General features: G+C 58.7%; 10 protein-coding genes. 2 read left to right on the forward strand and 8 right to left on the reverse strand.

Features of this window, described 5'->3' with window-relative positions:
* Nucleotides 1-360: 360 nt before the first annotated feature.
* Nucleotides 361-3078, forward strand: a complete 2718-nt coding sequence (malT, locus tag MYY08_RS18910; RefSeq protein WP_084969862.1) for an HTH-type transcriptional regulator MalT — start codon at nt 361-363, stop codon at nt 3076-3078.
* A 3-nt stretch (nt 3079-3081) separates the two neighbouring features.
* On the opposite strand, the gene MYY08_RS18915 is transcribed toward malT, so the two are convergent.
* The 3 genes from MYY08_RS18915 to glpE all read right to left on the reverse strand — a co-directional run bounded on the left by MYY08_RS18915 (nt 3082) and on the right by glpE (nt 5105).
* Complete coding sequence (locus tag MYY08_RS18915; protein WP_038629683.1) at nt 3082-3840, reverse strand: DeoR/GlpR family transcriptional regulator; 759 nt, start codon at nt 3838-3840, stop codon at nt 3082-3084.
* 71 nt (nt 3841-3911) lie between these two features.
* A complete protein-coding gene (gene glpG / locus MYY08_RS18920) occupies nt 3912-4739 on the reverse strand; it encodes a rhomboid family intramembrane serine protease GlpG (protein WP_174705310.1) in 828 nt (275 codons plus the stop codon).
* Nucleotides 4740-4775: 36 nt separating this feature from the next.
* Nucleotides 4776-5105 (reverse strand): thiosulfate sulfurtransferase GlpE, encoded by a 330-nt coding sequence (glpE, locus tag MYY08_RS18925; protein WP_038629682.1) that lies wholly within the window; start codon nt 5103-5105, stop codon nt 4776-4778.
* Between the two features lie 282 nt (nt 5106-5387).
* On the opposite strand from glpE, the gene glpD reads away from it, so the two are divergent.
* Complete coding sequence (gene glpD / locus MYY08_RS18930; RefSeq protein ID WP_038629681.1) at nt 5388-6896, forward strand: glycerol-3-phosphate dehydrogenase; 1509 nt, start codon at nt 5388-5390, stop codon at nt 6894-6896.
* A 67-nt stretch (nt 6897-6963) separates the two neighbouring features.
* Here glpD and glgP read toward each other — a convergent pair whose 3' ends face one another.
* The 5 genes from glgP to glgB all read right to left on the reverse strand — a co-directional run bounded on the left by glgP (nt 6964) and on the right by glgB (nt 16404).
* Nucleotides 6964-9411: a glycogen phosphorylase gene (gene glgP, locus MYY08_RS18935; protein ID WP_038629680.1), complete on the reverse strand. Its 2448-nt coding sequence runs from the start codon at nt 9409-9411 to the stop codon at nt 6964-6966.
* A 20-nt stretch (nt 9412-9431) separates the two neighbouring features.
* Nucleotides 9432-10865 carry a glycogen synthase GlgA gene (glgA, locus tag MYY08_RS18940; protein ID WP_038629679.1) on the reverse strand — a complete coding sequence of 478 codons (1434 nt, stop codon included), beginning with the start codon at nt 10863-10865 and terminating at the stop codon, nt 9432-9434.
* A gap of 67 nt (nt 10866-10932) precedes the next feature.
* Entirely contained in the window at nt 10933-12225 is a 1293-nt protein-coding gene (gene glgC / locus MYY08_RS18945; protein WP_084969863.1) for a glucose-1-phosphate adenylyltransferase, read from the reverse strand.
* Between the two features lie 10 nt (nt 12226-12235).
* Nucleotides 12236-14221 carry a glycogen debranching protein GlgX gene (glgX, locus tag MYY08_RS18950; RefSeq protein ID WP_038629677.1) on the reverse strand — a complete coding sequence of 662 codons (1986 nt, stop codon included), beginning with the start codon at nt 14219-14221 and terminating at the stop codon, nt 12236-12238.
* On the reverse strand, nt 14218-16404 hold the full coding sequence (glgB, locus tag MYY08_RS18955; RefSeq protein WP_038629676.1) for a 1,4-alpha-glucan branching enzyme: 2187 nt from the start codon (nt 16402-16404) through the stop codon (nt 14218-14220). Before glgB ends, glgX begins: the two co-directional genes overlap by 4 nt.
* Nucleotides 16405-16489: the final 85 nt, after the last annotated feature.

Below are 16489 nucleotides of genomic sequence, written 5' to 3' on the forward strand. Positions count from 1 at the left end.
GCAGGGCGTAGGTAAAAATGTGATCGTCAACGCGTTAAGTTAAGACGCCGCTGGCGGAAAAAGCGCTGTAAACCACGCGATATAAATAAAAAAATCACGCTAAACATAACGACCTATTTATGAATGGACCTAAAACGCATTTTTATGCTTCGCAGGGACGCCGCGTATTCCGCCGCCTTCGTTAGCAATGAAGCAGAAAAATGTCAAAAAATAATAAGGAAATGTGATGAGGTGCAACTTAATGAACACGGGAAAGTTCTCCTCCTTGCATTACTGCCTGACACGTCAGAAAGTATTTAATTACACGCCGTGAAATAATTCTTTTTGTTTCCTTCTATGTCATCACAGTGAAGTGTCGCCATGCTGATACCATCGAAACTCAGCCGTCCACTGCGGCTTCAGAACACCATTGTTCGGGAGCGTTTGATAGCCAGGCTTGCGAACATTGCGCACTACCGCTTAGCGTTGATAAGCAGTCCCGCTGGCTATGGCAAGACCACGCTGGTGGCACAGTGGGCGGCGGATAAAAGCGATCTCGGCTGGTATTCGCTGGATGACAGCGATAATTACCCGGAGCGCTTCGCCAACTACTTTATGGCCGCCGTGCAACAGGCAACCGGCGGACACTGTATGCGCAGCGAGGCGCTGGCGCAGAAGCGTCAGTACGCCAGCCTCAGCGCGCTCTTTTCCCAGCTTTTTGTTGAGCTGGCGGAGTGGCAGCGCCCACTTTATCTGGTGATTGACGATTACCACCTGATCGCTAACGACGCCATTCATCAGGCGATGCGCTTTTTCATTCGCCATCAGCCCGAAAACCTGACGCTGATTATTCTGTCGCGCAATCTGCCTTCGCTGGGCATCGCTAACCTGCGGGTGCGCGAACAGCTGCTGGAAATCAACAGTCAGTCGCTGGCTTTTACGCCGCAGGAGGCGAAGCAGTTCTTCGACTGCCGTCTGCAACAGCCGATCGGCGCAGATGATTCACAGCGGCTCTGCGCCGAAGTGGCTGGCTGGGCCACCGCGCTACAGCTGATCGCCCTGACGGAACGCCAGTCCAATACGCCGACTCATCATTCCGCCCAGCGTCTCGCCGGTATCAACGCCAGCCATCTTTCCGACTATCTGGTGGATGAGGTGTTGGACTGCGTTGACAGCGCGACGCGAAACTTCCTGTTACGCAGTTCGGTGCTGCGTTCAATGAACGACACGCTGATCGCGCGTCTGACCGGCGAAGAGAATGCGCAGCTGCGGCTTGAAGAAACGGAGCGTCAGGGGCTGTTTCTGCAACGCATGGACGACAGCGGCAAATGGTTTAACTTTCATCCGCTGTTCGCCAGCTTCCTGCGCCAGCGCTGTCAGTGGGAGCTGAGCAGCGAGCTGCATCAGCTTCATCGCGCCGCGGCGGAAGGCTGGATGGCGCTCGGCTACGCCGGAGAAGCGATTCATCATGCGCTGGCGGCGGGCGACACCGCGCTGCTGCGCGATATTCTGCTGCATCATGCCTGGTCGCTGTTCAATCACAGCGAGCTGGCGCTGCTGGAGGAAAGTCTGAAGGCGCTGCCGTGGCAGCAGCTGGTGGATCATCCGCGTCTGATTCTGTTGCAGGCGTGGCTGGCGCAGAGCCAGCATCGCTATGGCGAGGTCAACCTGCTGCTGGCGCGCGCCGAAGAGGAGATGACATTGCAGCAGATCGCCATCGATCCGGTGCTGAGCGCCGAATTCGATGCGCTGCGCGCGCAGGTCGCCATCAACGCCGGCAAGCCCGACGAGGCGGAACGGCTGGCGAACCAGGCGCTGACCCATCTGCCGCTGGCGAATTACTACAGCCGCATCGTCGCCACCTCGGTAAAAGGCGAAGTGCTGCACTGTCAGGGCGAGCTGGAGGCGGCGCTCGCCACCATGCAGCAGACCGACGAAATGGCGCGCCATTACAACTGCTGTCACTACGCGCTCTGGGCGCTGTTGCAGCAGAGTGAAATCCTGCTGGCGCAGGGCTTTTTGCAAACCGCATACGATATCCAGGAGAAGGCGTTCGCGCTGATCGATGAGGAAGGATTAGAACAGCTGCCGATGCATGAGTTTTTGCTGCGCATTCGCGCGCAGCTGCTCTGGTCCTGGGCGCGCCTTGACGAAGCGGAAGCGACGGCGCGCAAAGGGCTGGAGGTGCTGGCGAATTTCCAGCCGCAGCAGCAGTTGCAGTGCCTGGCGATGCTGGCGAAGTGCGCGCTGGCGCGTGGCGATATCGATAACGCGCGCCGCCATCTGATCCGCTGCGAAAACCTGCTCGGCAACGGCCAGTACCACAGCGACTGGGTCACCAACGCGGATAAGCCGCGCGTGATCTACTGGCAGATGACCAATGATAAAGTTGCCGCCGCCAACTGGCTGCGGCTGACGCCGAAGCCGGCCACCGCCGACAACCATTTCCTGCAGGGACAGTGGCGCAATATCGCCCGCGTACAGATCCTGCTGGGACAGTATGACGAAGCGGAAGTAGTGCTGGACGAACTGAATGAAAATGCGCGGCGGCTGCGGCTGACCAGCGATTTAAACCGCAACCTGCTGCTGCTCAACGCGCTCTACTGGCAAACCGGCCGCAAGAGCGAAGCGCAGCTGGCGCTGATTGAGGCGTTGACGCTGGCGAACCGCACCGGCTTTATCAGCCACTTCGTTATCGAAGGCGAAACCATGGCCCAGCAGCTGCGTCAGCTGCTGCAATTACACACGCTGCCGGAACTGGAACAGCATCGCGCCCAGCGTATCCTGCGCGATATCAACCAGCACCATCGCCACAAGTTCGCCCACTTCGACGAAAGCTTCGTCAGCCGTCTGCTGACCCATCCACAGGTGCCGGAGTTGATCCGCACCAGCCCGCTCACCCAACGCGAATGGCAGGTGCTGGGCCTGATCTATTCAGGCTACAGCAACGACCAGATCGCCGGCGAGCTGGAGGTGGCGCAAACCACCATCAAAACGCACATTCGCAACCTTTATCAAAAACTGGGAGTGATGCATCGCCAGGAAGCGGTGCGGCAGGCGCAGCATCTGCTGCACCTGATGGGAATGAGCGTGGCCTGATCCTCAGCACAGCTCCAGATGGACTTCATGCTGCTCGATCACTTTCATGACGCTGGCGGGCGGCATTTCATCGGTAAACAGATAATCCACCAGGCTCATATTGCCGAGGTTGACCATCGCGTTGCGGCCAAACTTGGAGTGGTCGGTCACCAGCATCACGCAGCGTGAATTATCTATAATCGCGCGCTTGGTGCGCACCTCATGGTAATCGAACTCCAGCAGCGAACCGTCCATATCGATGCCGCTGATGCCGAGAATGCCGTAGTCGAGGCGGAACTGCGAAATAAAGTCGAGCGTCGCCTCACCCATAATGCCGCCGTCGCGCGTGCGCACCTCGCCGCCAGCGATAATCAGGCGGAAGTCGGGCTTGGTCATCAGCAGCGTGGCGACGTTCAGGTTGTTGGTGACGATGCGCAGGTCGTTGTGGTGCATCAGCGCGTGGGCGACCGCCTCCGGCGTGGTGCCGATATCGATAAACAGGGTTGCGCCGTCGGGGATTTGGCTGGCGACCCGCTGCGCAATGCGCGCCTTCTCCGCCGACCACATCATCTTACGATCCTGCCAGGCGGTGTTTTCCGAGCTGGAAGGCAACGCCGCGCCGCCGTGGTGGCGCTGTATTTTATTCTGCTCGGCCAGATCGTTCAGATCGCGGCGAATGGTTTGCGGACTGACGTCAAAATGTTCCACCAGTTCTTCGGTACTGACATATCCCTGACGCCGGACCAGATCGATAATGGCGTCATGACGTTGCGTCTGCTTCACATAAATCTCCTGTTATAAGTACGGCATCAGGCTGCGCGATTATCCGGCAGCCTGCAGGCGTCGCTGATGCCTCAGCGTTTACGCGCATGACGCGTATCGACGAAAGCCATCGCCAGCCCCACCACCAGACCGGTGAGATGGGCGGCATTGCCTACCGCCTGGCCCAACACGCCAAAAAATCCAATGACCAGCCACAGGATAGCGAAAGCCATCAGACCGCGCTCCAGGAAAATGCCACTTTCGGGATCGCGCTCGCCCCGCAGCCAGGCGTAGCCCATCAGCGCGTAGACCACGCCAGAAAGCCCACCGAACCAGACGCCGCTGAATTTCGCCTGCATCCAGCCGCTCAGCAGCGCGGAAATCAGCGTAATCACAAACAGTTTGCCGGTGCCGAGCCGCTTTTCGATGGCACCGCCGATATACCACCACCACAGCAGGTTGAACACCAGGTGCAGCACGGAAAAATGAAGCAGCGCATGGCTGAACCAGCGCCACAGCTGGAAAGATTGCGAGCTGTCCATCGGCCACGCCAGCCAGCCCAGCACCTCGTCCCCGCCGATAATCTGCATCAGGATAAAGATAGCGATGCAGGCAAAGCCCAGCGCCAGGGTAAGCGGCCCGGCGCGCTGGCGCAGGTTGGTCAGCAAACTGTCGCGCTGATAGTGCAATCCGCTGTCGGTATTGCCGCTCTGCCAGCTGGCGGCCTGATAACGCGGATGAAAAGGGTCGCGAACAAACTGCGCAAGTTCGTTTTCGACCATTTCCAGTTTCGTCTCATCGTCTAGCAGCAGCACAACCTGCTCGTCGCGTTCGATATGCAATGTGACGCCGCGCGTCGCCATATAGTCGACAAACGCCTGCGCCATGCGCGGATTGGTAAAGCGGGTAAGCTGTATCATTTTCCGTTTCCTGAATTCTGCCGCATGCCGCGGCGCTTACTCCGACGGCGTTTCAACCAGCTGCGGGAACGCCGCGCGCCAGGCGTCGAAGCCGCCGTCGATGCTGTAAACCTGCTCAAATCCCTGATTAATTAAATACTGTGCCGCCCCTTTGCTGCTGTTGCCGTGATAGCACATGACGAACACCGGCGTATCAAAATCCGCCTGCTGCATAAAACCGTTCAGCGTGCCGTTGGTCAGGTGGAACGCGCCTTTGGCGTGACCGGCCTCATAGCTTTGCGGATCGCGAATATCGACCAGCAGCGCTTCGCCTTCCGCCAGACGTTGTTGCGCCAGTTCGACGCTAATGCATTCAAATTGTTCCATGGTGGACCCCGGATAAAAGAGTGGTGCGATAAGCCGAACGGCGCGGTCGGCCTTCTCACCGCATCGCCCTTCAGCTCTGTCTCGCGCTATTGTAACGCGAAGCGGTTTAACTATAACCCATCTAACCAAAGGGTTACTGCCGTCAGCGGCGGCGAATAATGTTAACTGAATCACGCTAAGATGTTTTTATTGGGTTAAAGCTGGCATCAATGTTGGTTTACGATTATTATTATGCTCGAAAACGAACATAGACGAACTATTCCGAACATCGGAGGAGATGACGTGGAAACCAAAGATCTGATCGTTATCGGCGGCGGCATCAACGGTGCCGGCATTGCGGCCGATGCCGCAGGACGCGGACTGTCTGTGCTGATGCTGGAGGCGCAGGATCTGGCGTGCGCCACCTCTTCCGCCAGCTCGAAGCTGATTCACGGCGGCCTGCGCTACCTGGAGCATTATGAATTCCGCCTGGTGAGCGAAGCGCTGGCCGAGCGTGAAGTACTGCTGAAAATGGCGCCGCATATCGCTTTCCCGATGCGCTTCCGCCTGCCTCATCGCCCCCATTTGCGTCCGGCCTGGATGATCCGCGCCGGTCTGTTTCTGTATGACCACCTCGGCAAACGCACCAGCCTGCCGGGCAGTAAAGGATTGCGTTTTGGCGCAGAATCGGTGCTGAAGCCGGAAATCTCGCGCGGTTTCGAATATTCCGACTGCTGGGTGGACGATGCGCGCCTGGTAGTGCTGAACGCGCAGGAAGTGGTGAAACGCGGCGGCGAAGTGCGTACCCGCACCCGCGCCACGCGCGCCTGGCGTGAAAACGGCATGTGGATGGTGGAAGCGCAGGATGTCGACACCGGCAAAACCTGGACCTGGCGCGCCAAAGGCCTGGTAAACGCCGCCGGTCCGTGGGTGAAACAGCTGTTTGACGACGGCCTGAAGCTGAAATCGCCGTATGGCATTCGTCTGATCAAAGGCAGCCATATTGTGGTGCCGCGCGTGCATACCGAAAAGCAGGCCTACATCCTGCAGAACGAAGATCACCGCATCGTGTTTGTGATTCCGTGGATGGATGAGTTCTCCATCATCGGCACCACCGACGTAGAATATAAAGGCGATCCGAAGCAGGTAAAAATCGATGATAAAGAAATCGACTATCTGCTGAAGGTTTATAATGCGCACTTTAAAAAGCCGCTGGGCCGCGACGATATCGTCTGGACCTACTCCGGCGTACGTCCGCTGTGCGATGATGAGTCGGATTCGCCGCAGGCGATTACCCGCGACTACACGCTCGACGTGCGCGACGATGCGGGCAATGCGCCGCTGCTGTCGGTATTCGGTGGCAAACTGACCACCTATCGCAAGCTGGCCGAGCATGCGATGGAAAAACTGGCGAAGTATTATCCCAACGCCGGTCCGGCATGGACGAAAAACGCCGTGCTGCCGGGCGGCGATATCGCCGGCACGCGCGAAGATTACGCCGCCGGCCTGCGCCGTCGCTATCCGTTTATCAGCGAAGGCCTGGCGCGTCACTATGCCCGCACTTACGGCAGCAACAGCGAGCTGATTCTGCAGAACGCCAGCTCGCTGGCGGACCTGGGCGAAGATTTCGGTCACAGCTTCCATGAGGCCGAACTGCGTTACCTGGTAGAGAATGAGTGGGTGCGCGAACTGGACGACGCCATCTGGCGCCGCACCAAGCTCGGCATGTGGCTGAACGAAGCGCAGCAGGCGCGCGTCGCGCAGTGGCTGGAAACGCACAGCAAAAAACCTGCCCTTTCTCTCGCTTCCTGAGCGTGAGCCGTAAAAAGAAAAACCGCCCATCGGGCGGTTTTTTTATGGCTGACGCAACGTACCGTTTTCAGAGACGGATAGGCGAAATATGCCAGATCTCGTCGGCGTACTCCTGAATGGTGCGGTCAGAGGAGAAGTAGCCCATATTGGCGATATTCAACGCCGCGCGACGCTGCCACTCTTCCGGCTGGCGGTAGAGTTCGTCTACCTTATCCTGGGTATCCACATAGCTGCGGTAGTCGGCCAGCAGTTGATAGTGATCGCCCAGCCCCACCAGCGAATCGTAGATATTGCGATAACGTCCTGGCTCCTGCGGGCTGAAGACGCCGGTCGCGATCTGCGTCAGCGCCTGATTCAGCTCGGCGTCCGACTCGAAGTAGTCGCGCGAGTTGTAGCCGTTGCGGCGCAGCGCCTCTACCTGCGGCGTCGTATTGCCGAAGATAAAGATATTCTCTTTGCCGACATGCTCGCGCATCTCTACGTTCGCGCCGTCCAGCGTGCCGATGGTCAGCGCGCCGTTCAGGGCGAACTTCATGTTGCTGGTGCCGGAGGCTTCGGTACCCGCCAGCGAGATCTGTTCGGAAAGATCGGCTGCCGGAATGATGATCTGCGCCAGGCTCACGCTGTAGTTCGGGATAAACACCACTTTCAGCTTGTTCTTCACCTGCGGGTCGCTGTTGATCACGTTAGCCACATCGTTGATCAGATGAATGATGTGCTTCGCCATATAGTAGGCTGACGCCGCCTTGCCGGCGAAGATATTCACGCGCGGTACCCAGTTGGCGTTTGGATCGGCCTTGATGCGGTTATAGCGCGTAACCACATGCAGCACATTCAGCAGCTGGCGCTTATATTCATGGATACGTTTGATCTGCACGTCGAACAGCGCGTTAGGATCGAGAACAATATCCATATTCTTCGCCACCCAGCTCGCCAGGCGCTTTTTGTTTTCCAGCTTGGCGTCGGCAATTTTTTCGATAAAGGCCGGAAAATCGATCTGCGGTTTGATCTCCTCCAGCTGGCTGAGATCGGTACGCCAGCGGCGGCCGATGGTATCGTCCAGCACGTCCGACAGCGGCGGGTTCGCCAGTGCCAGCCAGCGGCGCGGCGTAATGCCGTTGGTTTTGTTGCAGAAGCGGCCGGGGAACAACCGAGCGAAATCGGCGAACAGCGACTGCACCATCAGGTTGGAGTGCAGTTCCGATACGCCGTTCACCTTGTGGCTCACCACTACCGCCAGCCAGGCCATACGCACCTGGCGTCCGTTGTTTTCGTCAATGATGGAAATGCGCGACAGCAGCTCCCACTCTTCCGGGTAGTGTTCCTGAATGGTCTTCAGGAAGTAGTCATTGATTTCAAAAATAATTTGCAGATGACGCGGCAGGATTTTACCGATCATATCTACCGACCAGGTTTCCAGCGCCTCGCTCATCAGCGTGTGGTTGGTGTAGGAGAAGACCTGACACACCACCTCGAATGCGTCGTCCCAGGTAAACTTATGCTCATCGATCAGCAGACGCATCAGTTCCGGGATCGCCAGCACCGGGTGGGTGTCGTTCAGGTGGATGGCGACCTTATCCGCGAGGTTATCGAAAGTTTGATGCATTTCCCAGTGACGGTTAAGGATATCCTGCACGGTGGCCGATACCAGAAAATACTCCTGACGCAGGCGCAGCTCGCGGCCTGAGTAGGTGGAGTCATCCGGGTAGAGCACGCGCGACACGTTTTCAGAGTGGTTTTTATCTTCCACCGCCGCGAAATAGTCGCCCTGGTTGAATTTGCCGAGGTTGATCTCGTTACTCGCCTGCGCGCTCCACAGTCTCAGCGTATTGGTGGCGTCGGTGTCATAGCCGGGAACGATCTGGTCATAGGCCATTGCCAACACTTCTTCCGTCTCCAGCCAGCGCACTTTCGCGCCCTCGTGCTGCAAGCGGCCGCCAAAACGCACCTTATAGCGGGTATTAAAGCGCTGGAACTCCCACGGGTTGCCATACTCCAGCCAATAGTCGGGCGATTCCGCCTGTCTGCCGTCAACGATATTCTGCTTAAACATGCCGTAATCGTAACGGATGCCGTAACCGTGTCCCGGCAGCCCCAGCGTCGCCAGCGAATCCAGGAAGCAGGCCGCCAGACGCCCCAGGCCGCCGTTGCCTAAACCGGGATCGTTCTCCTCCTCGATCAGTTCGCCCAGATCCAGCCCCATCTCCTCCAGCGCGCTGTGCAGATCTTCATAGATCCCCATCGCCAGCAGCGCGTTAGAGAGGGTTCTCCCCATCAAAAATTCCATCGAGAGATAGTAAACCTGGCGCACGTCCTGAGAGAGCTGCGCGCGGCTGGAGCGCAGCCAGCGCTCCACCATCCGATCGCGCACCGCCAGCAGCGAGGCGTTCAGCCACTCATGCTTATTGGCGGTAGAGGGATCTTTACCCAGCGTAAACATCAGTTTATAGGCAATAGAGTGCTTTAACGCGTCGACCGTCAGCGTCGGTGAGGCATAGGTAAAAGGTGCGTTCATAGCAAGTATCCCAAATCAGGTTACAACAACCGTTGATAAAGATCCCGGTAGGCCTGTGCTGCCACCTGCCAGCTAAAGTCCATCGCCATCGCCTGCCGTTGAACGTAGCGCCACAGAGAAGGACGAGACCACAATACAAACGAACGACGAATCGCGCGCAGCAGCGACCAGGCGTTGCTGTCCTCAAAGCTAAAGCCGCTGGCGATGCCGTCCGCCAGGTTTTCCAGCGAACTGTCATTCACCGTATCCGCAAGCCCGCCGGTACGCCGCACCAGCGGCAGCGTGCCATATTTCAGCCCATAGAGCTGCGTCAGGCCGCACGGTTCAAAGCGGCTCGGCACCATAATGACGTCCGCCCCGCCCATAATACGGTGCGAGAACGCCTCGTGATAGCCGATCTGAACGCCGACGCTGCCGGGGTTTTCCGCGGCGGCGGCGAGGAAGCCCTGTTGCAATACGGCGTCGCCCGCGCCCAGCAACACCAGCTGCCCGCCCTGCTCCAGCAGGCTCGGCAGCGCCTCCAGCACCAGGTCCAGCCCCTTCTGCTTGGTCAGACGGCTGACCACGGCGAACACCGGCACGCTGTCGTCTACCTTCAGCCCCATGGCGATTTGCAGCTGACGCTTGTTTTCCGCCTTGGCGTCCAGCGTGTCGCGGTTATAACGGGCGTTGAGCAGCAGGTCGTGCGCCGGGTCCCAAATCAGCGGATCGACGCCGTTGAGGATGCCGCTCAGCCGTCCTTCGCGCATGCGCTCCGCCAGCAGCGCCTCCATGCCGTAGCCATATTCCGGCTGGGTGATCTCGCGCGCATAGGTCGGGCTTACTGCCGTTATATGATCGGCATAGAACAGCCCCGCCTTGAGGTAGGAGATCTGCCCGAAGAATTCCAGCCCGTGCATATCGAAAAACGACGGCGGCAGCTGGATTTCATCCATATGGTGCGCGTAGAACAGCCCCTGATACGCCAGGTTATGGACGGTAAACACCGACTTCGCCGGACGACCGCGCGCCGCCAGGTAGGCGCAGGTCAGACCGGCGTGCCAGTCATGAGCGTGAACAATATCCGGGCGCCAGGCGGGGTCCGCCCCGCACGCCATTTCACACCCCATCCAGCCGAGCAGCGCGAAGCGCAGATAGTTGTCTGGATAAGCGAACTGGTTCTCATCGTGATAGGGGCTGCCTGGCCGATCATACAGGCCCTCAGCTTCAATCAGATAAATGCCAACGCCATTAAAATGTCCAAAATGCAGCCTGACCGGGCCTGCGAAAGTTTGCAGCTCAGCGACAACCTCCGTGTCGGTTATACCCTTGCGTAGATCCGGAAACGCCGGGAGTAAAACGCGCGTATCCACTCCATCTGCAATCTGTGCTGCCGGTAATGCCCCCACCACATCAGCTAGCCCGCCGGTTTTCAACAGCGGGAAAAGTTCTGAACAGACATGTAAAACCTGCATTCTCGGCTCCTTTAACGGAAATCTGGCGCGATCCTCGCGCAGATTGCGTGTATTACTGTTTCGTCGGTCAGACGGCGTCGTCAGCCAGTCTGGCCAACATTTCGCGCGTCACCAGCACGATGCCCTCTTCTGAACGGTAAAAACGGCGGCTGTCTTCGTCAGGGTTCTCGCCAATCACCATTCCCTCTGGAATAACGCAGGCGCGATCGATGACGCAGCGGCGCAGACGACAGGATCGTCCAACAACCACGTCAGGCAGCAGCACGGCAGAATCAATATTGCAAAACGAATTCACGCGGACGCGTGAAAACAGAACGGAATGCACCACTACCGAACCGGAAATGATGCAGCCGCCAGAAACCAACGAGTTCATCGTCATTCCGTGACTGCCGGAACGGTCCTGCACAAACTTGGCCGGCGGCAGCGGTTCCATGTAGGTATGGATGGGCCATTCATGGTCATACATATCCAGCTCCGGCGTGACCGAGGCGAGATCGAGATTGGCGCGCCAGTACGCTTCCAGCGTCCCGACATCCCGCCAGTATGGCGGCGCGTTTTCGTCGCTCTGCACGCAGGAGAGATTAAAGGAATGCGCCAGCGCTTCGCCGCTGGCGACGACTTTCGGCAGCAGATCTTTACCGAAATCATGGCTGGAGCCGGGGATCTCCAGATCCTCTTCCAGCAGTTGATAAAGATAGTCCGCGTTAAAGACATAGATGCCCATGCTGGCCAGCGCTTTGCTCTCATCGCCGGGCATTGACGGCGGCTGCGCCGGTTTTTCGACGAAGTCCACCACCCGGTTCTGCTCATTCACCGCCATCACGCCGAACGCGGTCGCTTCCTGAATCGGCACCGGCAGACAGGCGATGGTGCAGCGCGCGTTGTTCTCGACGTGATCCAGCAGCATGCGCGAGTAATCCATCTTGTAGATATGGTCGCCCGCGAGGATCACGATATATTGCGCATCGTAACGGCGGATAATATCCAGGTTCTGCGTCACCGCGTCGGCGGTGCCGCGATACCAGTGTTCGGTGGTAAAGCGCTGTTGCGCCGGCAGCAGATCGACGAATTCGTTCATCTCTTCGTTGAAGAACGACCAGCCGCGCTGGATATGCTGCACCAGCGAGTGCGACTGATACTGCGTAATCACGCCGATGCGCCGAATGCCGGAGTTGAGGCAGTTCGACAGCGCGAAGTCGATGATGCGGAACTTGCCGCCGAAATGCACCGCTGGTTTGGCGCGCGTGGCGGTCAGATCCTTCAGGCGCGTGCCGCGTCCGCCAGCAAGGATCAGGGCGACGGTCTGCCCAGGGAGCTGTCTTGCCAGCATCAGGTGTTCGGTATGTTCTAACTTGACCATGTCTGACTCCTTATACTTGCTTTTGGAACACACACACGCTGTGCGCGGGCCCATGCCAGACAGTTGACAGGATCGGATTATCTTCCCCGGCAAAAGGAGGAACGGCGCGCCATTCTCCGTCTGGTAGAGAGAGTTCGCTCACGTCTTGCGTGGCATTTATCGTTATTAACCAACGTCCGGAAAGCAGGATCTGGAGCTTGTGCTCCCCCTGTTCCCACTCACTGCCGTTCAGCGGCTGTCCCTGGCTGTTGAGCCACTGAACATTTTCGTCGCCCACTTCCCACCAGCTATCTTGCGTCAACGCGGGAATTTGCCGACGCAGATGCAGCAGCGCGGCGGTAAAGGCATACAGCCCCTCGTCCTGATTTTTCCAGTCAAACCAGGTGAGTTCGTTGTCCTGACAATAAGCATTGTTGTTGCCGTGCTGACTGTGGCCATGCTCATCGCCCGCCAGCAGCATCGGCGTTCCCTGCGACAGCAGCAGCGACGTCAACAAGGCGTGGGCGCTGCGGCGGCGGCGCTCCAGCACGTTCAGCGACACCGTTAAGCCTTCGCTGCCGTGGTTATGGCTGTAATTGTTGTTATGCCCGTCGCGGTTATCCTCGCCGTTCGCTTCGTTATGCTTGCGCGCGAAGCTCAGCAGATCGCGCAGAGTAAAACCGTCATGCGCGGTAATCAGGTTCACCGAAGCCGACGGCGGGCGTCCGTCATGACGGAAAATATCGCTGGAGGCGGCGAAGCGGCGGGCAAAATCGCCGTTGGTCAGCTCGCCGTGCAGCCAGTAACGGCGCATGTCGTCGCGGAAGCGATCGTTCCAGTCCGCAAACGGCGACGGGAAGCGTCCCATCTGATATCCCTCCGGACCGATATCCCAGGGCTCGGCGATCAGCTTCACCTGCGACAGAATCGGACAGGCTTTTATCGCCGCGAAGAAAGGCGCGTCGGAACGGAAATCGGGCGTTCTGCCCAGCACCGGCGCCAGATCGAAGCGGAAGCCGTCGACGTGACAGGTCGTGACCCAGTAGCGCAGACAATCAAGCGCCCACGCCATCACTTTCGGATGGCTGAGATTGAGCGTGTTGCCGCAGCCGGTCCAGTTATGGTAGCGACCGCCTTCCCCCAGCCAGTAGTAGCTGGCGTTGTCCACGCCGCGCATCGACAGCGTCGGGCCGATCTCCTCCAGCTCTGCGGTATGGTTCAACACCATATCCAGCACCACCTCGATGCCGGCGGCGTGCAGGTTTTTTACCGCCTGCTGGAACTCCTGCAGCGGGCTGCGGCCTCCTTCGCCCGACGCATAGCGCGGCTCCAGCGACCAGAGCGCATAGGGGTTGTAGCCCCAATAGTTGCGCAGACCAAGCTGCTGGAGGCGCGGCTCGTCGGCAAACTGCGCCACCGGCTGCAGCTCCAGCGTGGTAATGCCCAGCCGCTGAAGATAGCTGACAATAGCAGGATGCCCCAGCGCCGCGTAAGTGCCGCGCTGCGTTTCCAGAATTTCCGGATGTCGCTGCGTCAGCCCGCGCACGTGCGCCTCATAGATGACGGTTTTGCCCCAGGGCACACGCGGCGCGACGTCATCGCCCCAGTTAAAATCCTCCTTCACCACTACGCTTTTCGGCGCCACCGCTGCGCTGTCGCTGTCGTCGCGCTGCCATTCGCCGCCGTAGAGACGCGCGTCGTCCGCCACCGCGCCTTCCACCGCGCGCGCGCAGGGATCGACCAGCAGCTTGGCGGGATTGAAGCGGTGTCCCTGCTCCGGCGCCCATGGGCCGTGCACGCGGTAGCCGTAGCGTTGGCCCGGCGCCAGGTCAGGAAAATACCCATGCCAGATGTCATCCGTACGCGCAGGCAGGTCATAGCGGCTCTCGTGCCCTTTCTCATCGAAAAGACAGAGCTCCACGCGCTGAGCATGCTGCGAAAAAAGCGTAAAGTTGACCCCCTTTCCATCCCAGGTCGCGCCCAGGGGAAAGGGTTTTCCGGCATTCAGGTAACTCATTCAGCCTCCCTCATTAGCCAAATGGTCGCCAGCGGCGGCAGCGTCAGAGAGAGCGAATGTTCGCGGTTATGGCTGGGCACGGGCTCACTCCAGACGGTGCCGCTGTTGCCGATATTGCTGCCGTGATAATGCGTCGAGTCGGTATTGATCACTTCGCGCCAGCCGCCCGGCTGCGTGATGCCGAAACGGTAGTTGTAGCGCGGCACCGGCGTAAAGTTGCTGGCGACGATCATTTCGTTGCCTTCACGATCGCGCCGTACAAAGATAAACACCGAGTTGTCATAATCATCCACCACCAGCCATTCAAAGCCGTGGGCGTCAAAGTCGCACTGGTGCATCGGCGTATGGTGGCGGTAGGTCAGGTTGAGATCGCGCACCAAACGCTGTACGCCGTTATGCCAGTTATCCTCGCCTTCCAGCAGATGCCAGTCGAGGCTGGCGTCATGATTCCACTCGCGGCCCTGGGCAAATTCGCCGCCCATAAACAGCAGCTTCTTGCCAGGGAACGCCCACATCCAGCCGTAATAGGCGCGCAGGTTGGCGAACTTCTGCCAGGCATCGCCCGGCATGCGGTCGAGGATCGAACGTTTGCCGTGCACCACCTCATCGTGAGAGAGCGGCAGCACAAAGTTTTCGGTGTGGTTGTAGACCATGCCGAAGGTCATCAGGTTGTGATGATGACGACGGTAAATCGGATCGAGCTTCATGTAATCCAGCGTGTCGTGCATCCAGCCGAGATTCCATTTAAACCAGAAGCCCAGTCCGCCCCCTTCCGGCGGACGCGACACGCCGGGAAAATCGGTCGACTCTTCAGCGATGGTCACCGTGCCCGGCGCGGTGTGTCCCAGCATGCGGTTGGTATAACGAAGAAAATCGATCGCTTCGAGGTTTTCGCGGCCGCCAAAGTGATTCGGCACCCACTCGCCTTCGGGACGGCTGTAATCGCGGTAGATCATCGAGGCGACCGCATCGACGCGCAAACCGTCAATGCCGAAGCGCTCCAGCCAGTAGAGCGCGTTGCCGGCGAGGTAGTTGCTGACTTCACGGCGGCCATAGTTATAGATCAGCGTATTCCAGTCCTGATGAAAGCCCTCGCGCGGATCTTCATGCTCGTAGAGCGCGGTGCCGTCAAACTGCGCCAGGCCGAAATCGTCAGACGGGAAATGGCCCGGCACCCAGTCGAGCAGCACGTTCAAACCGGCCGCGTGCGCGGCGGCGACAAAATGGCGGAACTCATCGCGCGTGCCGAAGCGACGGGTCGGCGCATACATGCCTACCGGCTGGTAGCCCCAGCTGCCGTCGAACGGATGCTCGTTAATCGGCATCAGTTCGATATGCGTAAAGCCCATCTCTTTGACGTAGGGAATCAGCTGTTCTTCCAGCTCCTTGTAGCTCAGCCAGAAGTTGTTGTCGGTATGGCGACGCCAGGAGCCGAGATGCACTTCATAGATAGAGATCGGCGCGTCAAAGGCGTTCGCCGCCTTGCGCTCCTCGCGCATCGCCACTTTTTCCGGCAGCCCGCAAATCACCGAGGCGCTGTCAGGACGCATCTGCGATTCAAAGGCGAAAGGATCCGATTTCAGGCGCAGATGGCCCTTGTTATCGATAATCTCATATTTATAGAGCTGGCCGGGACGCGCCGCCGGCACAAACAGCTCCCAGACACCGATTTCGCGGCGCAGGCGCATCGGATGGCGACGGCCATCCCAGTAGTTGAAATCGCCGACGACCGACACACGGCGCGCATTCGGCGCCCAGACCATAAAGCGCGTTCCGCTGATGCCATCTATCACCTCAGCGTGCGCGCCCAGCGTTTCATAAGGACGCAGATGGGTGCCTTCCGCCAGAAGCCAGCTATCCAGCTCCTGCAACAGCGGGCCAAAACGGTAGGCGTCGTCTATCAGATTTTGTTCGCCGTGCCAGGTGACGGCGAGCTGATAGCGAAACGGATTCTTACGACGCGGTATAACGCCGTGAAAAAAGCCGCGGGAATCGAGACACTTCAGCTGCGCGCATTTGCGCCCGGTGCTGGTTTCAATTACCCACACTTCAGACGCATCAGGCAACAGGGTGCGGACTTCAAGTCCGTTACTGGTCTGATGCATTCCCAACAGTGAAAACGGGTCAGCATAGTGACCTTCAATAATCGCATTGATCGCCTGGCGATCCGGGAGCTCTGACATGACTTTCTTCCTGTGATTTACGGCAGCCGAAGCCATAACGTTAATAAAGACGTTAGCCTGACTGCTCTTCAATGAGCCATGCACG

Origin of the sequence: Mixta sp. (assembly GCF_024610815.1) — a bacterium.
GTDB classification, from domain to species: domain Bacteria; phylum Pseudomonadota; class Gammaproteobacteria; order Enterobacterales; family Enterobacteriaceae; genus Mixta; species Mixta calida.

Coding starts and splice junctions, on each gene's coding strand:
- glpE (WP_038629682.1), bottom strand. CDS start 5,105: ATGGAACAATTTGAATGCATTAGCGTCGAACTGGCGCAACAACGTCTG.
- glgP (WP_038629680.1), bottom strand. CDS start 9,411: ATGAACGCACCTTTTACCTATGCCTCACCGACGCTGACGGTCGACGCG.
- glgA (WP_038629679.1), bottom strand. CDS start 10,865: ATGCAGGTTTTACATGTCTGTTCAGAACTTTTCCCGCTGTTGAAAACC.
- glgB (WP_038629676.1), bottom strand. CDS start 16,404: ATGTCAGAGCTCCCGGATCGCCAGGCGATCAATGCGATTATTGAAGGT.
- glgX (WP_038629677.1), bottom strand. CDS start 14,221: ATGAGTTACCTGAATGCCGGAAAACCCTTTCCCCTGGGCGCGACCTGG.
- glpG (WP_174705310.1), bottom strand. CDS start 4,739: ATGATACAGCTTACCCGCTTTACCAATCCGCGCATGGCGCAGGCGTTT.
- glgC (WP_084969863.1), bottom strand. CDS start 12,225: ATGGTCAAGTTAGAACATACCGAACACCTGATGCTGGCAAGACAGCTC.
- malT (WP_084969862.1), top strand. CDS start 361: ATGCTGATACCATCGAAACTCAGCCGTCCACTGCGGCTTCAGAACACC.